Source organism: Herbaspirillum sp. Her2 (genome assembly GCF_057961375.1).
The window spans coordinates 4,951,982-4,973,719 of record NZ_CM176331.1; the positions used below are offsets into that span (position 1 = coordinate 4,951,982).

At 65.3% G+C, this 21,738-nt stretch carries 18 protein-coding genes; 14 read left to right on the top strand and 4 right to left on the bottom strand.

All coding sequences use genetic code 11. From position 1 onward, the window contains the following. Positions 1-96: 96 nt before the first annotated feature. Positions 97-1,677, bottom strand: a complete 1,581-nt coding sequence (locus ACWHXP_RS22460) for a methyl-accepting chemotaxis protein (protein WP_489635011.1) — start codon at positions 1,675-1,677, stop codon at positions 97-99. A 103-nt stretch (positions 1,678-1,780) separates the two neighbouring features. Continuing rightward, a complete protein-coding gene (locus ACWHXP_RS22465; protein ID WP_209533924.1) occupies positions 1,781-2,692 on the bottom strand; it encodes a SphA family protein in 912 nt (303 codons plus the stop codon). Positions 2,693-3,119: 427 nt separating this feature from the next. On the opposite strand from ACWHXP_RS22465, the gene ACWHXP_RS22470 reads away from it, so the two are divergent. From ACWHXP_RS22470 to ACWHXP_RS22490, 5 genes are all read left to right on the top strand, one after another. Continuing rightward, entirely contained in the window at positions 3,120-3,908 is a 789-nt protein-coding gene (locus tag ACWHXP_RS22470) for an SDR family oxidoreductase (RefSeq protein WP_039783210.1), read from the top strand. Positions 3,909-4,012: 104 nt separating this feature from the next. Beyond that, positions 4,013-5,263 carry a styrene monooxygenase/indole monooxygenase family protein gene (locus ACWHXP_RS22475; RefSeq protein WP_489624057.1) on the top strand — a complete coding sequence of 417 codons (1,251 nt, stop codon included), beginning with the start codon at positions 4,013-4,015 and terminating at the stop codon, positions 5,261-5,263. 117 nt (positions 5,264-5,380) lie between these two features. Beyond that, positions 5,381-5,833, top strand: coding sequence for a flavin reductase family protein (locus tag ACWHXP_RS22480; RefSeq protein ID WP_489635831.1), 453 nt, complete (start codon positions 5,381-5,383; stop codon positions 5,831-5,833). Between the two features lie 45 nt (positions 5,834-5,878). Further along, the gene (locus tag ACWHXP_RS22485; RefSeq protein WP_489635010.1) at positions 5,879-6,676 is read left to right on the top strand and encodes a cyclase family protein; all 798 of its coding nucleotides are present in this window, start codon (positions 5,879-5,881) and stop codon (positions 6,674-6,676) included. 4 nt (positions 6,677-6,680) lie between these two features. Continuing rightward, on the top strand, positions 6,681-8,306 hold the full coding sequence (locus tag ACWHXP_RS22490; RefSeq protein WP_489635009.1) for a phytoene desaturase family protein: 1,626 nt from the start codon (positions 6,681-6,683) through the stop codon (positions 8,304-8,306). 82 nt (positions 8,307-8,388) lie between these two features. On the opposite strand, the gene ACWHXP_RS22495 is transcribed toward ACWHXP_RS22490, so the two are convergent. Then, positions 8,389-9,414, bottom strand: coding sequence for an AraC family transcriptional regulator (locus ACWHXP_RS22495; protein WP_489635008.1), 1,026 nt, complete (start codon positions 9,412-9,414; stop codon positions 8,389-8,391). Between the two features lie 483 nt (positions 9,415-9,897). Between ACWHXP_RS22495 and ACWHXP_RS22500 the strand changes: the two genes are divergently transcribed. The 9 genes from ACWHXP_RS22500 (at position 9,898) to ACWHXP_RS22540 (ending at position 21,012) form a co-directional block, all read left to right on the top strand. After that, on the top strand, positions 9,898-12,102 hold the full coding sequence (locus tag ACWHXP_RS22500; protein ID WP_489635007.1) for a thiamine pyrophosphate-dependent enzyme: 2,205 nt from the start codon (positions 9,898-9,900) through the stop codon (positions 12,100-12,102). A gap of 59 nt (positions 12,103-12,161) precedes the next feature. Next, the gene (locus ACWHXP_RS22505) at positions 12,162-13,670 is read left to right on the top strand and encodes an indolepyruvate oxidoreductase subunit beta family protein (protein WP_288069044.1); all 1,509 of its coding nucleotides are present in this window, start codon (positions 12,162-12,164) and stop codon (positions 13,668-13,670) included. Positions 13,671-13,680: 10 nt separating this feature from the next. Continuing rightward, on the top strand, positions 13,681-14,124 hold the full coding sequence (locus ACWHXP_RS22510) for an acyl-CoA thioesterase (protein ID WP_039783218.1): 444 nt from the start codon (positions 13,681-13,683) through the stop codon (positions 14,122-14,124). Then, positions 14,121-16,442, top strand: a complete 2,322-nt coding sequence (locus ACWHXP_RS22515; protein ID WP_489635006.1) for a bifunctional salicylyl-CoA 5-hydroxylase/oxidoreductase — start codon at positions 14,121-14,123, stop codon at positions 16,440-16,442. Before ACWHXP_RS22510 ends, ACWHXP_RS22515 begins: the two co-directional genes overlap by 4 nt. A gap of 31 nt (positions 16,443-16,473) precedes the next feature. Next, positions 16,474-17,613 (top strand): cupin domain-containing protein, encoded by a 1,140-nt coding sequence (locus ACWHXP_RS22520; protein WP_204726887.1) that lies wholly within the window; start codon positions 16,474-16,476, stop codon positions 17,611-17,613. Positions 17,614-17,666: 53 nt separating this feature from the next. Next, on the top strand, positions 17,667-18,602 hold the full coding sequence (locus ACWHXP_RS22525; protein ID WP_489635005.1) for a fumarylacetoacetate hydrolase family protein: 936 nt from the start codon (positions 17,667-17,669) through the stop codon (positions 18,600-18,602). 60 nt (positions 18,603-18,662) lie between these two features. Then, complete coding sequence (locus tag ACWHXP_RS22530) at positions 18,663-19,688, top strand: carbon-nitrogen hydrolase family protein (RefSeq protein ID WP_489635004.1); 1,026 nt, start codon at positions 18,663-18,665, stop codon at positions 19,686-19,688. Beyond that, the gene (locus ACWHXP_RS22535) at positions 19,685-20,467 is read left to right on the top strand and encodes a maleate cis-trans isomerase family protein (protein WP_051156182.1); all 783 of its coding nucleotides are present in this window, start codon (positions 19,685-19,687) and stop codon (positions 20,465-20,467) included. Before ACWHXP_RS22530 ends, ACWHXP_RS22535 begins: the two co-directional genes overlap by 4 nt. A 101-nt stretch (positions 20,468-20,568) precedes the next feature. Beyond that, positions 20,569-21,012: a MarR family winged helix-turn-helix transcriptional regulator gene (locus ACWHXP_RS22540; protein WP_034333847.1), complete on the top strand. Its 444-nt coding sequence runs from the start codon at positions 20,569-20,571 to the stop codon at positions 21,010-21,012. A 15-nt stretch (positions 21,013-21,027) separates the two neighbouring features. On the opposite strand, the gene ACWHXP_RS22545 is transcribed toward ACWHXP_RS22540, so the two are convergent. Continuing rightward, on the bottom strand, positions 21,028-21,645 hold the full coding sequence (locus tag ACWHXP_RS22545; protein WP_489635003.1) for a flavin reductase family protein: 618 nt from the start codon (positions 21,643-21,645) through the stop codon (positions 21,028-21,030). Between the last annotated feature and the right edge of the window lie 93 nt (positions 21,646-21,738).

Sequence of the window (21,738 nt, forward strand, 5' to 3'; positions counted from 1 at the left end):
TTGCCCACAGCTGAGCCATGATGCGCCGGATGAAGCCGCAGGGGGATCAGTCATCCTGTGCTTTTGATGTGGGAAAAGTCTGACGCGCTCTTGTCATCAGGCAATCACGGGCAACTGGAAAGTACTCACCGAACGCGCCAGTTCCCCCGCCTTGTCATTGAGGAAAATCGAGGCCGCCGTCGCTTCTTCCACCAGTGCCGCGTTCTTTTGCGTGAGGTCGTCGAGCTGGATCAGCGCCTGGTTCACTTCGCCGATGCCGGTGCTCTGTTCCTGGTTGGCCGAAGAGATATCGCGCATCACGCTGTTGACGCGTGCAATGCTCTCCACCACCTGCTGCATGGCCGCCCCGGCCTCGCGCGACAGTTTGCTGGCCGCGGCGCTGCTGTCCACCGACGCCAGGATCAGTTGCTTGATCTCGCGCGAGGCCGCTGCCGAACGCTGGGCCAGCGTGCGCACCTCGGTCGCCACCACTGCGAAGCCGCGTCCCTGTTCTCCCGCACGCGCCGCTTCCACCGCCGCATTCAGGGCGAGGATGTTGGTCTGGAAGGCCAGGCCCTCGGTGACCGAAATGATGTCCACAATCCGGCCCGAGCTGGTATCGATTTCCTGCATCTGCGCGATGACGCGCTCCACCACTTCGCGCCCGCTGCGGGTCGCTGTCGTTGCTTCATCGGACAGGCGACAGGCCAGTGCCGACTGGTCGGCGGTATAGCGCACCTTGCTGCTCAGTTCACCCATCGAGGCCGTGGTCTGCTGCAAGGAGCTGGCCTGGATTTCGGTGCGCTCGGAGAGATCATGATGTCCCTGCGCGATCTGCTGGCTGGCCGAGGCCACCGCCTGCGCATTGTGATTGACCAGGCCGACCACGGCGATGAGCTTGTCGCGCATCTCGCGCATGGCCGCCATCATGCTGGCCTGGTCGCGTCCGGCCACCGGTACCGTCACCACCAGGTTGCCGCCGGCGATCTCGTGCGCAACATGCAGCGCGTCATGCGGTTCGCCGCCCAGGCTCTTGCGCATGCCGGCAATGAGCGCGTAACCCGCCCCGCCTGCAAAGACCAGGCAAGCCACGAAGCACGCCCCCATCAGCCAGCGGGCGCGCTGGCTGTCCCGCTGGCTCTGCAGTTGCAGCTGATGATTGCGTTCGGTCTGGACATCGATGAGCGCCTGGATCGCCGCCTGCAATTGCGCCAGCGCCGGATTGAGTTGCGTGGCCAGCCAGCGGCCGGCTTCCTCGCGCTGGCCGGCCATACTTAGTTGCACGAAGTATCCAAAGGCTGGTTCGGCCTTCTGGTCGTTCACGGTGAAGACGCTTTGCGTCAGTTGCCGCATCTGCTCATCGGACACCAGTGCCAGCAGTGCCTTGCGCTGCTTGATGAAACGCTCATGCGCCGCGCCCCCGCGCTGCATGGCCGCCTCGGCCGCCGCCTTGTCGCTGATGATGATGACGCTCTGGAAGGATTCCACTCCGATATGGACCTGCCGCGACAGGTCCTGTGCCAGCGCCAGCTTGAGATTGCCGTCGTTGACCACGGCATCGAGCTTGTCGGTGACGAGCTGCAACTGCCATAGCCCGATCACGCCGGACAGGATGCACAGCAGTACCAGCGTGCCGAAGGTGAGGCCGATGCGCAATGCCAGGGGCAGAGGACGCGTGGTGCCAGGCTGGGTGTCCATGAGCGGAACTCCTGCAAATGAGGTCGCCGGCGATGGCCGGCAGGGAAGAGGCCCGCCACCGGCCGTCCTGGCCGATGGCGGGAGAGCCAGTCCGTGAGCCGCGTCAGAACGGCAGGATGGCCTTCACGTAGAACTGCTTGCCCTCGGGGCGATTGCGGACGTCATATTCCTGCTGGAACTTGGCAGTGACCACCAGGCCTTTGCCGTTGTCGTATTTGAGGTTGGGGCCGATGGCCAGTGCCTGCGACTTGCCGGCTGCGGCATTGGGGCCGCTGTCATTGGTCACCTGCTGGTAGGCATAGCCACCCACCCCGGCCACCAGGCCGTTGCCGAAGCCCCAGCCCAGCGCATAGTCGGCGTGGATGGCCTGGCCCGAGCGGGTTTGCGTGGCACCGTTGCGGCCGTTGAAGTCATACATCAGCTTGACGTCGGCATTGACGCCTTCGCGCTGGATGTAGCTCAGGGCCACCAGCGGCTGGTAGACCCAGATGTTCTTGCCCAGGCTGGAGGGATTGTCGGCACTGTACTGGCCGCTGGGCATGGTGATGTCGAAGCCGACGGCGTAATGCAGGGCCGGCGAGGCGTGATACGCCAGGGCCGGGCCGACGGTGATGTCACCCAGGCCGCGGCTGTGGAAATTGCGGCCGCCTGCACGCACATCCACATCCAGCAGCGGTGCCAGTGCGTGGAAGGCCAACTGGCCGCCGAGGATGCTCTGTTGCGTGACCCACACCACGCGCGGTGCCAGCACGCCGACCTGCACGCGGAAGTCCGGCGGGCCGATGTCCTGGCCGTTGTTGCCGCGGATATGGTCGTATTGTGCAAAGCCGGTATAGACCATGCCGTAGACCCCCGGTGGCGGCAGTGCGCCCGAACCGAAGTTTTCCAGCCCGTCCGGATAGGACGGCAGGCCGCTGCCGTCGATGGCATGGGCCGGCAGACAGGCCAGGGCCAGGCCCAGGCTGCAGCCCAGTCCCAGGGCGCGTGCCAGCAGTGTGCGTGGTGCGTTCTTCATGGTTTCCCTCTGTGTGTGAAATGGTGGTGGCAGGTCAGGTGCAGACGACGCGCTCGCTTCAGCACTTGCCGCGGCTCCAGCGTGCTGCGGTGTGAAACACCGGCGCGGGTGGCGGAGTGGCCTGGCGTGTAGATGAATTGAGGCGGATCAATGATCGCGGCAGTGCTCGCAAACCGATGATCCAGATTCGGTCATCGCTATCCCCTGAGTGCAGGAACTTGCGCGATCGGCGAACCCGGCCATGCCGGCCGGCAACGTGGGCCCTCTGCCGGACCCGGCTTTTCAAATTGCCGCAAACGATGGATAGCCCGTGCGCGCTGCGGATAGGGCTTTGCGGCCTGCTGCATCCATCATGCATTGCAGGCGCAGCGAGCAAGCGATGCTCTTCTCCCTGCATCACCACAACCGACAACAGAGGGTTAGCGCAATGAAAGATCTCGAAGGCAAAGTGGCGGTCGTCACCGGCGGTGCCACCCTGATCGGTGCAGGCGTGGTTCGCCGCCTGCGCAGCTATGGCGTCAAGGTGGCGCTGTTCGACATCGACGCCGACGGCGGCCAGCGCGTGGCCGGTGAAGACCGCAGCGCCTGTCGCTTCTGGCGCGTGGACATCACCGATGACGCGCAAGTGGCCAAGGCCGTGGAAGAAGTGGCGGCGCACTTCGGCCGGCTCGATTTCCTGGTCAACCTGGCCGCCTCCTATCTCGATGACGGTGCCGCTTCCTCACGCCAGGACTGGCTCAAGACCCTGGATGTGAATCTGGTCAGCGCCGTCATGGCCGCCCATGCGGTGCGGCCTTATCTGGTCAAGGCGGGCGGCGGTGCCATCGTCAACTTCACCAGCATCTCGTCCAAGGTGGCGCAGACCGGGCGCTGGCTCTATCCGGTCTCCAAGGCAGCGCTGGTGCAGGTCACGCGCAACATGGCCATGGATTTTGCGGGTGACGCCATCCGCGTGAACTCGGTCTCGCCCGGCTGGACCTGGTCGCGCGTGATGGATGAACTGACCGGCGGCGACCGCGCCAAGACCGACCGCGTGGCGGCCGATTTCCATCTGTTGAAGCGCGTGGGCAACCCGGAAGAAGTGGCTGATGTGGTGGCCTTCCTGCTGTCCGGCCACGCTTCCTTTGTCACCGGGGCCGATTACGCCGTCGATGGCGGCTATTCCGCCATGGGGCCGGAGCAGGCCGTGCCGGCCATTCCGCGCCTGGCGCAGTGAAGCCATCAATGATTTATACGATTTATAACATTTAAACGATTTTCAACGATCGGTTCGCATCATTCAGCTGATCCGGATCGATTGACAACGAGAGGAGAAACATCATGCGTAGCATCGCGATCGTAGGTGGTGGTCAGGCCGGTCTTCCGCTGGCATTCGGTTTGCTGGAGCAGGGTTATCAGGTCACCGTGGTGACCAATCGCACACCCGATGACCTGCGCAACGGCAAGGTCATGTCCAGCCAGTGCATGTTCGATCCGTCGCTGCAGATCGAACGCGATCTCGGCATCAATGACTGGGAAAAGCAATGCCCGCCGGTGGAGGGCATCAGCTTTGCCGTACCGCATCCGGAAGTGGCCGGAGCCAAGGCCATCGACTGGAGCGCCCGCCTGGACCGTCCGGCACAGGCGGTGGACCAGCGTCTGAAGATGTCGTCCTGGCTGGAACAGGTGGAGTCGCGCGGCGGCAAGGTCCTGATCCAGGACGCCGGCGTGGCCGAACTGGAGGTGCTCTCCGAGCAGCATGACCTGGTGATCCTGGCCGCTGGCAAGGGTGAAGTGGTCAAGCTCTTCGAGCGCGATGCCGCCCGGTCTCCCTTCGACAAGCCGCAGCGTGCCCTGGCCCTGACCTATGTGCATGGCCTCAAGCGCCAGCCGGACTATTCCAGCGTGGCCTTCAACCTGATTCCCGGCGTGGGCGAGTACTTCGTCTTCCCGGCCCTGACCCTGTCCGGCCCGTGCGACATCATGGTCTTCGAAGGCATTCCCGGCGGTCCGCTGGATTGCTGGCGCGAGGTGCGGACTGCGCAGGAGCATCTGGCCACCTCCAAGGACTTCCTGCGCAAGTTCCTGCCTTGGGAGGCCGAGCGCGCCGAGCACGCCGAACTGACCGATGACAAGGGCATCCTTGCCGGTTCGTTCGCGCCGACCGTGCGCAAGCCGGTACTGACGCTGCCGTCCGGCCGCCTGGTCTTTGGCCTGGGTGACGCCGTGGCCACCAATGACCCGATCACCGGGCAAGGGGCCAACAATGCCACCAAGGCCGCCAAGGTCTATCTCGATGCCATCCTGGCCCATGGCGACCAGCCCTACACCCGTGACTGGATGGAGCAGACCTTTGAACAGTTCTGGGATTACGCCAAGTGGGTGGTGCAGTGGACCAACTCCCTGCTGACCCCGCCGCCGCCGCACATCCTCGGCCTGCTGGGTGCAGCCGGACAGATGCCCTCGCTGGCCAAGGAAATCGCCGAAGGCTTCAACCACCCGCCGCGCTATTTCCCCTGGTGGGCCGATGCCCAGGCCTGCGAGGAACTGGTGGCCGGCCATCAGGCCAAGGCCGTTGCCGTCGCTGCATAAGGAGCCATCATGTCGTCCATTGCAACCCTGGCCTTGGCCGAAGCCACGCCTGATCTGCAGGCGCAACCGGCCCCGTGGGGCCAGACCGACCTGGCACCGCGCACCCTGCGCAACCTGATGGGGGCCTATCCGACCGGCGTGGCCATCGTCACCATGCGCACCCGCGACGGACGCGACGTCGGGCTGACCATCAATTCCTTTGCCTCGCTGTCGCTGGATCCGCCGCTGGTGCTGTGGAGCCTGGTGAACCACTCGCCCAACCTGGAGGCCTTCCGCGACTGTGCGCACTTCGCCATCAACGTGCTGGCTGACGGACAGGAAGAGCTGGCGCGGCGTTTCGCCACCCCGGCCATCGCCGACAAGTTCGACGGCGTGGCCGTGGCCCAGGCACCGGAAGACCTGCCGGTGATCGCCGGTGCGCTCACCGTGCTGGTGTGCGAGAACGACCATTGCCGTACCGTGGGCGATCACCTGCTGATGGTCGGGCGCATCGTGCGCACCGGCCACCAGCCCGCCGCACCGCTGGTGTTCCATGCCGGGCGCTTCACCGCCCTGCAGGCGGCGGCCTGATGGCCTCCTGATTTCATCCTGTTCGCATCACTGAAGGAGCCCTCCATGGCATCCCCCTACACCTCCACTGCGCTGCTGCCCGCCCTGGCCGCCGGTCTGGCCGATGGCCGGCTGCGCGTGGTCGACCTCACGCAAACGCTGTCCCCGTCCTTCCCCGCGCTGCAACTGCCGCCGCAGTTCGGCCAGGTGCAGGGCTTCAAGATCGAGCGCATCTCGCACTACGATGAATCCGGTCCGGCCTGGTACTGGAACAACTTCTCCTGTGGCGAGCACACCGGCACCCACTTCGATGCACCGGTGCACTGGATCAGCGGACGCGACCATCCCGGCAACAGCGTCGATACCATCGCGCCCGGCAATTTCATTGCGCCGGCCGTGGTGATCGATGCCAGCGCCGAAGTGGCCGCCAATGAAGACTGGCTGCTCGACGTGCCTTTCCTCGAACAATGGGAAGCGCAGCATGGTGCCATCCCGGCCGGTGCCTGGGTCCTGCTGCGTACCGACTGGTCGCTGCGGGTCGATGATGCGGCCGCCTTCCTCAATCTGCGCGAGGACGGTGCGCATACGCCCGGTCCCACGCAGGCCGCTGTCGAATGGCTGATCCACCAGCGCAAGGTACACGGCTTCGGCGTGGAAACCATCAACACCGATGCCGGCCAGTCCTATGCGTGGCCGGTTCCCTATCCTTGCCACACGCTCATGCACGGTGCCAATCGCTACGGCCTGCAATGCCTGCGCAATCTGGATCAGTTGCCGCCGCAGGGCGCGATGCTCTTCTCGGCACCGCTCAAGATCGAGGGCGGTTCCGGCAGTCCGCTGCGCGTGCTGGCACTGGTGGAGTAAGCACATGGCCAGCGCACATTCCTTTACCGGGCCGGATGCGGCCGATGTCATCTTCGTCGGCAGCGGCATCAATTCACTGGTCGGCGCCGCGCTGCTGGCGCGGCGCGGCAAGCGCGTGCTGGTGCTGGAACGCAATGACCGCGCCGGTGGCTGCATCCGCACCGAGACGCTGTTTCCGGGTTATACCCATGAGGTATTGTCGTCCTGGTATCCGCTCTTCATGGGCAGCCCCGCCTATGCCGAACTGGCCGACGACCTCAAGGCGGCCGGACTGGAATTCCTGCAGCCGGCCTACACCACCGGACTGGTCACGCCCGATGGCCGCGGCCTGGCCCTGCGTCAGGACCTGGCCGATGCCGCTGCCCGCATCGACGCGCTGGTACCGGGCGATGGCGCGGCCTTGCTCGCCATGGCGCAGCGCCTGTTCGGACCGGATGCCGCATTGACCTTCGGGCTGCTGGGCAGCGATCCGTATGGCTGGAAGCTGATGCGGTTGCTGTTTTCCGAATGGCGCGCACGCGGACTGGATGGCCTGCTCGGGTTTGGCGCGGATGCCATGGAAAGCTTCCGCCGCTGGGCGCAGCGCACGCTCAAGTCGGATCTGGCGCGCGCTCTGATCGCTCCCTGGGTGCTGCATTCCGGTCTCGGTCCGGACGATGCCACCTCGGCCCTGATCGGCAAGCTGACCTTCGCTGCAGTGGTCAGCGGTGGCATGCCGGTGGTCAAGGGCGGGGGCGGGCAACTGGTGGCGGCCCTGTCGCATCTGATCATGCGGCACGGCGGCGAGGTGCGCACGCACGCGGACGTGGCCCGCATCATGACGCGCGGCGAAGGCCGCAAGCAGCGCGCCACCGGCGTCGAGCTGGGCGACGGTACGCAGTTGCAGGCTGGACAGGCGGTGGTCTGCAACGTCACGCCGCCGCAGCTTTATGGCCGTCTGCTGGCGCAGGCACCGCAGGCGGTGCGGGAGCGGGCCGGGAGCTACCAGTTCGGCCGTGGCGGCATGCAGATCCACTTCGCCCTGAATGCCCCACCGGCCTGGACTACCCCGGAGCTGTTGCAGGTGCCGCTGGTGCACCTCACGGAGAGCATGGAGCAGGTGTGCGCCAACGTGACCTGGGCCAACAATGGCTGGCTGCCGGCGCGTCCTACCTTGGCCATCGGCCAGCCGGTGGCCGTCGATCCCTCGCGCGCACCGGCGGGGGGCTGGATCCTGTGGATACAGATGCAGGAATTGCCGTCCCGCCTCAAGGGCGACAGCGCCGGCGAGATCGCCGTTGCGGCAGATGGCCGCTGGACCGCCGAGGTGCGCGAGGCCTTCGCAGACCGGGTGCAGGCGCAGCTGGAGCAGGTCATGCCGGGGTTGGGCCAACGGGTCGTGGGCCGCCGCGCTTATTCGCCGGCCGATCTGGAGGCGTTGAACTGCAATCTGGTGGGCGGCGATCCGTATTCGGGCGTATGTTCGCCCGACCAGTTCTTCTGGCTGCGTCCGTTTGCCGGCAGCCACGGGGCGCGCGGACAACAGACGAGCGTCGCCAATGTTTTCCACATCGGTGCCAGCACCCATCCCGGACCGGGACTGGGCGCGGGTTCCGGCTACATGGTGGCGCAGCGGCTGGCGCCGCGCTGACGCGCTCTTTCTCTACTCTCTGGTCTGGAGGGTTTTGTGCGCCGGATGACTCCGGCGCATTTTTTTCGTCAATCGTCAGGGGTCAGCGCGCGCGCAAGGTCTTGCTGGGCGATTCGCCGTAGCGTTGCTTGTATTCGTTGCTGAAGCGGCCCATGTGGGCGAAGCCCCAGCGCAGCGCCACGCCGGCCACGTGGTTGCTGTCGCCGCTCATGAGTTCGGCGCGGGCGCGTTCCATGCGCAGGTCGCGCAGGTATTGCATCGGGCTCACGCCGAGGAAATCCTTGAAGCCCGCATAGAGGCTGCGCACGCTCACGCCGGCGGCCTGGGCCAGTTGCTCGGCCGTGACCGGCTCGTGTGCATGGGCTTCCAGGAAATCCTGGGCGCGCCGCACATGGCGCGGCAGGATGGTACTGCGGCGTGCCGGGGCGTCCTCGCAATGGTTGTGACGATGCGAAGTGACCAGGATGGAGGCCGCCAGCTGTTCGATCTGCGACACCACGATCTTGTGCATGGCCAGGTCGGGATGCTGCAGGGTGCAGTCGATCAGGTAGGACAGCATGCATTGCCACGGCGCACACTCGCGCCAGCGAAAGCCCAGCTCGAAACGCAGCGGCTCGTTGAGCGGATGGCCGAGATAACCGACCAGGGTGCGTTCCACCAGCGAGCGCGACAGGCGCAGCATCAGCTGATCGGTACCGGCCATCCAGGTCATGCGGGTGGCTTCCTGCGGGCTCAGCACCGAGGCCAGCTCGGCCGAGGAATCGATGTGCTGTGCACCGCTTTCGATACGCGCCATCCCATAAAGAGGCATCTGCACCAGAAAGAAGCTGTCCAGCGAGCCCGGCTCGATCTGTACCGCCGAGCCATAGCGCAGGCGGCTCACCGACAGGTCGCCCAGCGAGGTGTAATGCATGCGCGCATCCAGGCGCTCGCCCTGGCCGGTGAGGTCCAGCCGGTGCGGTTTCATCACGCGGCCGACCATGGAGCGCACTTCGTCCAGGTCGGACGAGGCGAACAGGAGCTTGTTGGAACCATTGAGCAGGCGTTCGACCGACGCCGGCATGGGCATGCGCCCGGTGGAGGGATCGGAGTTGAGTACGTTCATCATGGCTGCTACCTCTGCAGGCTAGTCCGGCGGTGGTGTCTCTTGTCATCATCAGGGCGGAAACAAGAGGGCGGAAATGACTTCCTTTGCCTAACAAGTTTCGTGCCAAGATGTATGAAAAATCATGTTTTAGTTCTTGTGATGTCTTTATCTCATTGCCGGGCCCGTGGTGGCAATATGCGCTGCAACATGGCGTCATCGATGGCGTGCAGCGGATGTTGTCGGCGAGTAACGGAAAATCCGTAAATCATTATTATTGGTGATTTTTCCCCACGGTTTAAGGCTTTCTGGCGCCCCCGGCCATCGGCGGAAAAGTTGTCTTGCCGCCCGTTTCCATCCTTGGTCCAATCCTGTTTCTATCCCCGGAATGCGCGCCTTATCCAGCCTCTGCCAAAAGTCCTAATGCATGATTAATCATGTATTGACGCCAGCCTCCCCGGGAACGAAAGTGCAACACAAGGAAATTCATTGCACACGGGGACCACGATGGCCGAGCGATCATTCGTAGAAGAAGTCAAGAAACTGCGCCTGGGCGCAGGGGAAGTATTCAGCGGCGAGGGCATCCTGGCCGTCACCAAGGCCTTGCTGGAGTCGGGCGTGGCCTATGTGGCCGGTTACCAGGGCGCACCGATCTCGCACCTGATGGACGTGCTGGCCGATGCCCAGGACATCCTGTCGGAACACGGCATCCGCTTCGAGAACAGCGCCAGCGAAGCGACCGCTGCCGCCACCCTGGCAGCCTCGGTGAACTATCCGCTGCGCGGCGCGGTGACCTTCAAGGCCACCGTCGGCACCAACGTCGCTTCCGACGCGCTGGCCAACCTGGCCTCGGGCGGGGTGCTGGGCGGTGCGCTCATCATCGTCGGCGAAGACTATGGCGAGGGCTCCTCCATCATGCAGGAACGCAGCCATGCCTTCGCCATGAAGTCGCAGATGTGGCTGCTCGATCCGCGTCCCAACCTGCCCTGCATCGTGCAGGCGGTCAAGGATGGCTTCGACCTGTCCGAAGCCAGCAGCACGCCGGTGATGTTGCAGATGCGCATCCGCTCCTGCCACGTGCACGGGCAGTTCGTCAGTTCGGCCAATCGCCGTCCGTCTTTCACCGTCAAGGATGCGCTGGAAAATCCGGCGCGCGACCTCAGCCGCATCGTGCTGCCGCCCGCCAGCTTCCTGCATGAAAAGGAAAAGGTCGAGCAGCGCTGGCCCGCCGCCATCGAATTCATCCGCGCCCGCCAGCTCAATGAGTTCTTTGCCGAAGACGCAGCCGATGTCGGCATCGCCCTGCAGGGCGGTACCTACAACACATTGATCCGTGCGCTGGAACAACTGGGCCTGTCCGATGTATTCGGCGAGTCGAAGATTCCTCTGTACGTGATGAACGTCGCTTATCCGCTGGTGGATGCCGAGTTTGAGCGCTTCTGCCAGGGCAAGCGCGCCATCCTGGTGCTGGAAGAAGGCCAGCCCAACTTCGTCGAGCAGAACGTGGCCAACATCCTGCGCCAGCTCGGCCTGCCCACGCAGCTGCATGGCAAGGACCTGTTGCCGATGGCCGGTGAATACAACACCGCCACCGTACTGGCCGGGGTGCGCAAATTCCTGGAGCGCTACCAGATCATCGAGGCGCAACCCGCTCCCGCACCGGTAGCCAGCACGCCGCGTGTGATCCCCATCGCCAACGGCAATGCCCCGGCCAGGAGCGCCGAGGTCACCATCAAGGAAGCGAAACTGCCCACGCTGGACCAGTCGGTGCATGCACGTCCGCCGGGCTTCTGCACCGGCTGTCCGGAGCGGCCCATCTTCACCGCCATGAAGCTGGTGGAACGTGAGCTGGGCGAGCACCACATCAGCGCCGACATCGGCTGCCACCTGTTTTCCATCCTGCCGCCCTTCAACCTGGGCAACACCACCATGGGCTATGGCCTGGGCGGGGCCGGGGCGGCGGCGCTCAATGCGCCGGCCGGCAAGCGCGCCATCTCGGTGATGGGCGATGGCGGCTTCTGGCACAACGGTTTGACCAGCGGCGTGGCCAATGCGGTCTTCAACCAGAGCGACAACCTCACCATCATCATCGACAACAACTACACCTCGGCCACCGGCGGCCAGGACATCCCGTCCTCGCGCGCCGTCAACGCCACCCGTAGCACCGGTCATGAGATCGAGACGGCGGTCAAGGGCGTGGGTGTGAAATGGGTGCGCACGATCAAGCGCACCTATGACCTGAAGCGCATGACCAGCACCCTGCGCGAAGCCCTGACCACCACCGAGAAAGGCCCCAAGGTCCTGGTGGCGCAGAGCGAATGCATGCTCAACCTGCAGCGCCGCGAAAAACCCAAGGTGCGCAAGGCCGTCGCTGCCGGCCAGCGCGTGGTGCGCGAGCGCTTCGGCGTCGATCCCGAGACCTGCACCGGGGACCACTCCTGCATCCGCCTGTCGGGCTGCCCGTCGCTCTCCATCAAGAGCAACCCCGATCCGCTGCGGCGTGATCCGGTCGCCACCGTAGTGGACAGCTGCGTGGGTTGCGGCCTGTGCGGCGAGGTCTCGCATGCGGCGGTGCTGTGCCCCTCGTTCTTCCGCGCCGAGATCATCACCAACCCCAGCCGCATGGACAAGCTGCGCCAGCGCGTGCGCACCGTGGTGATCGGCTGGCTGCAGGCACGCGACGCCAGGCGCCGTGCGCGTTACGCCTTCTGAGCCGGGACGCGCCATGACTGCAATGAACAAGAACCTGACCTTGAAGATGGAGCTGCACCATGTCCCCTAAACCGATCAAGATCGCCATCCTCGCCATGGGCGGCGAGGGCGGTGGCGTGCTGGCCGACTGGATCGTCGACCTGGGCGAATCCAACGGCTATTTTGCCCAGACCACCTCCGTGCCCGGCGTGGCCCAGCGCACCGGTGCCACCATCTACTACGTGGAACTGTTCCCCGGCGCCGGCCAGCCTGGCGCACGCACGCCGGTGCTGGCATTGATGCCCATGCCGGGCGACGTGGACGTGGTGCTCGCCTCCGAGCTGATGGAAGCGGGCCGCGCCGTGCAACGCGGCCTGGTCACGCCGGACCGTACTACCTTGCTCAGTTCCACCCATCGCGTGTATTCCATCGGTGAACGCACCGCCATGGGCGATGGCCGGGTCGACAGCGACGCGTTGATCGAACATGCCCGCAAGGCTGCCAAGCGTTTCGTCAGCTTCGACATGGCCGAGTCCGCCGAGCGGGTGGGCAGCGTCATCAGCGCCGTGCTCTTCGGCAGCCTGTGCGGCACCGGTGTACTGCCGTTCAGCCGGGCCCAGTTCGAAGCCACCATCGAGCGTGGCGGGGTCGGCGTCAAGCCCAGCCTGAAAGCCTTCGCCGTCGGCCACGACCAGGCGCGGCAGGCCGAGGCGGCTGCACCTGGCGCAACGGCCGAGGCAGCGCAGTTCAAGCCGGTGCAACTGGCCGCTATCGCCGACCAGCAGGTCGTGCGCCTGGTGCAGCAGGCCCAGGCCTATCCCGATCCGGTGGCCGCCATCGCGGTGGAGGGCGTGCGTCGCCTGATCGACTATCAGGACCCCGACTACGCCGCGCTCTACCTGCAGCGGCTCGCTGCCCTGGCCACGGCCCCCGGCGGCCAGGACACGGAACTGCTGGCCGAATCGGCGCGCTACCTGGCTCTGTGGATGTCGTATGAAGACACCATCCGCGTGGCCGATATCAAGACCCGCAGCAGCCGCTTCAACCGGGTGCGCAGCGACGTGCGCGCCAAGGAGGAACAGCTGGTCGATATCAACGAATTCATGCACCCGCGCCTGGAAGAAATCTGCGAAACCCTGCCGGCCGGCCTGGGCCGCTGGCTGGCGCGACCGCACTGGGCGCATCGCCTGGTACGCCGCTATACGCAGGAAGGCCGCGTCATCAAGACCAGTTCGCTGCCCGGCTTCCTGCTGCTGTACGGGCTGTCGCGCTGGCGTCGTTTCCGCCGCGTCACCTTGCGTTATGCCCAGGAGACCGAGCGCATCGAACGCTGGTGGCAGCGCGTGACCGCACTGGCGGCGGTCAATCCGGCGCTGGCCTTGGAGGTGGCGCAATGCCAGCGGCTGGTCAAGGGCTACAGCGATACCCATGTGCGCGGCCTGCGCAACTACGAGACCCTGATGCAGGTGGTGGACCGCCATGCCCGTGCATTGGCCCCCGCCGTCCTGCGTGAACTGCGCGATGCGGCGCTGGCCGACGAGCACGGCCACAAGCTGCGTGCCAGTCTGCAACAGCACGCACTGCAATGAGGAGGACGGCATGACATTTCCGCGATTCGAACGTGCCCACCGCATCCGCTTTTCCGAATGTGATCCGGCCGGCATCGTCTTCTATCCGCAGTACTTCGTGCTGTTCAACGATCTGCTCGAAGCCTGGATCGACCACCTGCTGCCCGGGGTCGGCTTTGCCGGCTACATCGGCCAGTTGCGCTACGGCCTGCCGACGGTGGAACTGCATGCGCAGTTCGAGGCGGTCTCGCGCATGGGCGATGAGGTCACGCTGGTGCTGGAGGTGGAGCGCCTGGGCGGCAAGTCGCTCACGCTCAATCTGTCCTGCATCGCTGCAGGCGGAGAGCTGCGCATGAAGGTGCGGCAGGTGCTGGTGTGTACCTCGCTGGAGACGCATCGCTCCATCGATGTGCCCGCCCTGCTGCGCAACGCCCTGGAGACGGGGGCTCACCAACAACAAAGGAGTGCGACATGAACATCGTCTGTATCGGCGGCGGTCCCGCCGGCTTGTATTTCGGTCTGCTGATGAAACTGCAGGACCCGTCTCATCGTGTAGTGGTGGTCGAGCGCAATCGTCCCTATGACACCTTCGGCTGGGGCGTGGTGTTCTCGGATGCCACGCTGGACAACCTGCGCGAGGCCGATCCGGTATCGGCCGCCACCATCACCGGCGAGTTCAGCCGCTGGGATGACATCGACGTGCATTTCAAGGGCAGCGTCATCAGCAGCGGCGGCCACGGTTTCATCGGCATCGGCCGCAAGCGCCTGCTCAACATCCTGCAGGCGCGCTGCGAAGAACTCGGTGTGGAACTGGTCTTTGAAACCCAGGTGCAGGATGACCAGGAGATCGCGCGCCAGTACCAGGCCGACCTGCTCATCGCCAGCGACGGCATCAACAGCGCCGTGCGCACCCGCTATGCCGATACCTTCCGGCCCGACATCGACCAGCGCAATTGCCGCTTCGTCTGGCTGGGCACGCGCAAAGTCTTCGATGCCTTCACCTTCATCTTCGTGCCGACCGAATACGGCTGGTTCCAGGCGCATGCCTATCGTTTCGAGAATGGCCTGTCCACCTTCATCGTCGAGACCACCGATGCCGCCTGGCAGGCGGCCGGCATCGACAAGATGTCGCAGGAAGACGGTGTGGCCTTCTGCGAAAAACTGTTCGCCCCGTGGCTCGATGGCGAGAAGCTCATCTCCAATGCCACCCACCTGCGCGGCTCGGCCATCTGGATCCGCTTCCCGCGCGTGATCTGCGACAAGTGGGTGCAGTGGACCCGTCCGCATGGCGAGGCCGGTGCCGAGGTGCCGGTGGTGCTCATGGGCGATGCGGCCCACACGGCGCACTTCTCCATCGGCTCCGGCACCAAGCTGGCGCTGGAGGACGCCATCGAACTGTCGCGCATGCTCAAACAGGAAGGCAGTCTGCGCGCCGGTTTGCAGCGATATGAAGCGGTACGCGGGGTGGAAGTCCTGAAGATCCAGAATGCGGCGCGCAACTCCACCGAATGGTTTGAGAACATCGCCCGCTATGAAGACCTGGAACCGGAACAGTTTGCCTATTCCCTGCTGACCCGCTCGCAGCGCATCTCGCACGAGAACCTGCGCCTGCGTGATCCGCAATGGCTGGAAGGCTACGAACGCTGGCTGGCCAAGCGGGCCGGGCTGCCCGCCGATGGCGCGCGCCCCACGCCGCCGCTGCTGACGCCCTTCAAGGTGCGCGAGCTGACGCTGAACAATCGCGTGGTCGCCTCGCCGACCTTGCTGTATGCGGCACGCGAGGGCGTAGCGGGCGACTTCCATCTGGTGCATCTGGGTGCGCGTGCGCTGGGCGGCATCGGCCTGCTGCTCACCGAGGCCACCGCCGTCAGTCCCGAAGGCCGCATCACGCCGGGCTGCCCCGGCCTGTGGAACGAGGAACAGAAGCAGGGCTGGAAGCGCGTGGTCAACATGGTCCACGCCAACAGCCAGGCACGCATCGGCCTGCAACTCAATCACGCGGGCCGGCGTGGCTCCACCCAGCTCGGCTGGGAGCAGCCGGATCGTCCGCTGGCGGCGGTTAACTGGCCGCTGGTTTCGGCCAGTGCGCTGCCCTATCTGGAAGGTGTTTCGCAGGTCCCGGCCGAGGCCAGCCACGAGGAACTGGCGCGCATCCGCGAGGACTTCGTGGCCGCCACGCGACGTGCCGTCGAGGCCGGTTTCGACTGGCTGGAATTGCAGGCCGGGCATGGCTGCCTGCTCTCCAGCTTCCTCTCGCCACTGACCAACCAGCGCCAGGATCAGTATGGCGGCACGCTGGAAAACCGCCTGCGCTACGTGCTGGAGGTGGTCAAGGCGGTGCGTGCCGCCTGGCCCGCGCACCTGCCGCTGTCGGTCCGCATCTCGGCCACCGACTGGGCCGAGGGCGGCACGACCGTGGATGAGGCGGTGGAAATTGCCCGCCAGCTGCATGCGCACGGGGCCGACGTGATCGACGTCTCTTCCGGCGAAGTGACGCCGGCGCAGAAGCCGGTATATGGCCGCATGTTCCAGGCACCGTTTGCCGACCGCATCCGCAATGAGGCCGGGGTGCCGACCATCGCCGTGGGGGCCATTACCGAGGCCGACCAGGTCAACGGCATCATCGCCTCCGGCCGCGCCGACCTGTGCGCGCTGTCGCGGCCGCTGCTGGCCGACCCGGCCTGGCTGCTGCACGAGAGCGCCCGCCAGGGCTGGCGCGAGGTGAGCTGGCCGCCCGCCTACCAGTGGGGCCGCGACCAGCTGGAACGCAGCCTGTCCGGCACCCGCCGTTGAGCCGTCCATCCGTCAATGAAAGGGAAGCATCGTGAGCAATGACACCTACGATCAGTACCGCGAAAGCGTGGCCGGCCGTGCCGATGTCTCGGACACGCCGGAACTGCTGGCCTACTACCGCCAGCTGGAACAGTTGAAGACCGGCGCACTCTGGACGGTGGCCAACAAGATCGAGCCCTGGCAGCCGAAATCGCAATCGGTGCCGGTGCTGTGGCGCTATGCCGAGTTGCGCGAACACGTGCTGCGTTCGGTGGCGCTGGTCTCGCCGGAGAAGGCGGGCCGGCGCGTGATCTATCTCGACAATCCGGGCCGCCGCGAGGTCTCGGCGGCCGTCGGCTGGCTCTATTCCGGCCTGCAGGTGATGCATCCTGGCGAGGTCGCCAGTGCGCACGCGCATTCCTCCTCGGCCCTGCGCTTCATCATGGAAGGACGCGGTGCCTACACCATCGTCGACGGCCACAAGATGACGCTGGAAGCCAATGACTTCGTGCTCACCCCCAATGGCACCTGGCACGAGCACGGCGTGGAAGCCGATGGCCTGCCCTGCATCTGGCAGGACGGCCTGGACATTCCGCTGGTCAATGCGCTGGAGGCCGGCTTCTACGCCGTCCATCCCGACCTGCACCAGGCCGTGGCCCATCCGGTTGACGATGCGGTGGCGCTGTGGGGCGCACCGGGCCTGCGTCCGCAGGATGTGGGCTGGAACAGGCCCTACTCGCCGCTCTTCAAGTACCAGTGGGGACCGACCTATGAAGCCCTGCAACGCTATGCCCGCGCCACCGAGGGCAGCCCCTTTGATGGCCTGCTGATGCATTACACCAACCCGGTCAGCGGCGGCCACGTGATGGCCACCATCGGTGCCAGCATGCAGTTGCTGCGTCCGGGTTTCGCGGGCCGCGCGCATCGCCATACCGGCAGCTTCATCTACCAGGTGGCCAAGGGCCATGGCCATTCCATCATCGATGGCCAGCGCTTCGACTGGAAGGAGCGCGACATCTTCTGCGTTCCGTCCTGGGCCTGGCATGAGCACGTCAATGGCAGCGCCAGCGAGGATGCCTGCCTGTTCTGCTTCAGCGATTTGCCGGTCATGGAGAAGCTGGGCCTGTATCGCGAAGAAGCCTATGCCGAGCACCACGGCCATCAACCCGTCATTACCCCCGCAGCCGCGTGAGGCTGCAGGGATTTTCTGAACGCCCTACCAACATCCAACAGGAGTGAGATGCCATGAAACTGGTTACCTACCGCGCCAATGTGAGCGCCGCCGCCCGCCTGGGCGCCATCGTCGATGACCTGGTCGTCGACCTGCAACAGCTGGGCCTGTACGCCGGCGAGGCACTGCCCGACAACATGCTGGACTTCATCGACCTCGGCCCGTGTGCCATCACCAGCACCACCGCGCTGCTGGAGCGCCATCGCGGCCAGTGGCCGGTGGGCGTGGCCCGTCCGCTGGTCAATGTCCGGCTGCTGGCACCGATTCCGCGTCCGCGCAAGAACATCTTCGGCATCGGCCTGAACTACGTGGAGCACGTGGAAGAATCCAGCCGTACCCTGGATACCTCCAAGGAGCTGCCCAAGCAGCCGGTGATCTTCTCCAAGCCGCCCACCACCGTGATCGGCCAGGGTGACGCCATCGAGCACAACCATGCCATCACCCGCCAGATGGACTGGGAAGTGGAACTGGCCGTCATCATCGGCAAGCAGGCCAAGGGCGTGAGCAAGAACGATGCGCTGGACTACGTGTTCGGCTACAGCGTCATGAACGACATCAGCGCCCGCGACAACCGCCGCGCAGGCCAGTGGATCTATTCCAAGGGCCAGGACACCTACGCACCCTTCGGCCCCATGATCGTCACCGCCGACGAGATTCCCGACCCGCACAACCTGGACCTGAGCCTGACCGTCAACGGCGTGACCAAACAAAGCTCCAACACCCGCCACATGCTCTTCAAGGTCGATACCCTGATCGCCGACATCAGCGCCGGCATCACCCTGGAACCAGGCGACATCATCGCCACCGGCACCCCCGCCGGTGTCGGTGCCGGCCGTTCGCCGCAGGAATGGATGTGGCCGGGTGACGTGGTGGTGGCCACCGTCGAGAAGATCGGCAGCCTGCGCAACCCCATCGTCGCCGTGGGCGAGCTGCCGCCGGGCAAGGCCTGAGCCTCTTGATTCAAGTGCGGTCTGCCGTGCGGGCCGCCGTTCTCTCACCAAGGAACTGACATGCTCGAACTTCAACGTTTCAAGGCCGCAGCGGTCCAGGCGGCCCCGGTCTTCCTCGATACCGATGCCACGGTGGACAAGGTGGTGGCGCTGATCGCCGAAGCCGCCGGCCATGGTGCAAAGCTGGTGGCTTTCCCGGAAGTGTTCGTGGCCGGCTATCCCTACTGGAGCTGGATCATGAACCCGATCGAGGGCAGCAGCTGGTTCGAACGCCTGGTGCGTTCGGCCATCGAGATCCCCGGTCCCGAGATCAGCAAGATCGCGCAGGCGGCCGCGCGCCACCAGATCAACGTGGTGGTGGGCGTGAACGAACGCAACCGCCACGGCATCGGCACCATCTACAACACCGTGGTCACCATCGCCGATGATGGCCGCATCATCGGCCGCCATCGCAAGCTGGTCCCAACCTGGGCCGAGAAGCTGACCTGGGCCCCGGGCGATGCGTCGGGCCTGCGCGTGCACCAGACCAGCATCGGTCCGCTCGGTGCGCTGGCCTGTGGGGAAAACACCAATACGCTGGCGCGCTTCTCGCTGCTGGCGCAGGGCGAGCTGGTGCACGTGGCCAGCTACATTGCGCTGCCGGTCGCCCCGGCCGACTACGACATGGCCGAGGCCATCAAGGTGCGTGCAGCGGCCCACTGTTTCGAGGCCAAGGTGTTCACTATCGTGTCCTGCTCGACCGTCTCGGAAGAGATCATCCAGGCCATGGAAGCCAGCCATCCGCAGGCCCGCGCGCTGCTGTCACGCCGCAACAGCGCCTTCTCCGGCGTGCTGGGTCCGGATGGGCGGGTGATCGGCAGCCCGCTGATCGATGAGGAAGGCATCGTCTATGCCGACATCGATCTGTCGCGCTGCATCCAGCCGCGCCAGATGCATGACATCACCGGCCACTACAACCGCTTCGATGTCTTCAATCTCAACGTCAATCGCCAGCCCTTGCAGGCTGCGCATTTCTCCGATGGCGACGCTGTCATGGATGAAGTGCCGGTCGAGGCTGTGGCGGAAATTCAAAAGGATCGCCCATGACCACGAAAGTCAGCCAAGCCGCCGACAGTGCCCGCAGCTATCGCATCGGGCAGATCGTGCCCTCGTCCAATACCACCATGGAGACCGAGATCCCGGCCATCCTGCGTGCGCGTGAACTGATTCTGCCGGAGCGTTTCACTTTCCACTCCAGCCGCATGCGCATGAAGCACGTCACCAAGGAAGAGCTGGCCGCCATGGATGGCGACAGCGACCGCTGCGCGCTGGAATTGTCGGATGCGCGGGTGGATGTGCTCGGCTATGCCTGCCTGGTGGCCATCATGAGCATGGGGCGCGGCTATCACCGTGTCTCCGAGCAGCGCCTGCACCAGCGCACCGTGGACAATGGCGGCCCGGCTCCCGTGGTGACCAGTGCCGGCGCGCTGGTCGACGGCCTGCATGCCATCGGGGCCAAGAAGGTGTCCATCCTCACGCCCTACATGAAGCCGCTCACGCAACTGGTGATCGATTACATCGAGAACGAAGGCATCGAAGTGGTCGACAGCATCTCGCTGGAAATTCCGGACAATCTGGAAGTCGGCCGCCAGGATCCGCGTGCACCCATCGAGATCACCAAGCGTCTCGACACCCGGGGCGTGGATGCCGTGGTGGCCTCGGCCTGCGTGCAGATGCCTTCGCTGGCCTCGGTGCAGGCCATTGAGGATCGCGTCGGCCTGCCGGTGCTGTCTTCCTCGGTGGCCACCACTTACATGATGCTCAAGAGGCTGGAGTTGAGTACCGCCGTGCCGGGTTTTGGCGCGCTGCTGTCGGGGCGCTATTGAGCGGGGTCAAGAAAGCCCCGTCCGCGGAGGCCATGGGTCTCCCCATTGCGACCGGGGACGGGGTATCCTTGCTGCTTTCAGAAGAAGAGGCAGCGAGGGGAATGGCAAAGTCAAAGGCATTCGTCGACAACTACCTGCCGGCTCTGCTGGGGCAAGCCTGGCAGCTGTTGTCGACCCAGTTTCATGCGGTGGTGGAAGCACACGGCCTGTCGGTGCTGGAATGGCGCGTGCTGTCGATTCTGGCAAGCAACGGCGGCATGAGCATCTCGGCCCTGGCCGATGCGGCGGTAAGCAAGCAGCCCACGGTCACGCGGCTGCTGTTGCGGCTGGAAGCGCAGGGCCATGTCGAGCGCACCACCAGCCAGGATGATCGTCGCTTCACGCTGGTACGGGTCACGCGCAATGGCCGCCGGCTGGTCTCGGGCCTGATCGAACTGGCCGAGCAGCACGAGCGCGAGGTACTGGCCTCGATGAATCCGCAGAAGGTGGAGATGCTCAAGGAACTCCTGCAGGAAATCATCACGCGCTATCGTCCGCAGCGCTGACCCGGCGCGCAGCGCTTACTTGGGCCGCCGCATCTGGAACCGGCCCTGCGGCAGCACCTCGAAGTAATCCGCCGGTCCGCCGCCGCGCAGGATGTGCTGCGCCGCTGCCGTATCGTAGACGCCCTCGACCAGCAGCGACTGGTCGATGTGCACCGCCACCACTTCTCCGTAGACCATCCAGGTGTCCAGCGTGCGGCCCTCCAGCGTGGTCAGCGGCTGGATCTGCGTCACCTTGCATTCCATCGCCACCGGGCTTTCGCCCACGCGCGGTGCGGCCACCACCAACCCCGCTACCGGCGTCAGTCCGGCCAGCTCGAATTCATTGACCTCGCTTTGTTCCAGGCTGCTCTGGTTGACCTGCTCGGCCAGCGCCCGCGTGGCCAGGTTGTAGACGAATTCGCCGGTGGCCTCGGCATTGCGCACGCTGTCCTTCTTGCCGACGCTGGCGAAGGCGACGATGGGTGGCCGGTAGTTGAAGATGTTGAAGAAGCTGTAGGGCGCCAGGTTGGGACGGCCCTTGGCATTGCGGGTGGAGATCCAGCCGATCGGGCGCGGACCCAGGATGGACGGGATGGGATCGTGCGCCAGGCCGTGGCCATGGCGCGGTTCATAGCGGTGAAAGAGTGGGCTCATTGCAATAGGCGGGCAAGCGCTGCCGGATACGGATGGAAACCGTATTATGTCGCCCCTGCCGTCCAGGCAGGGGGACCGCCGCATCAAAGCTGC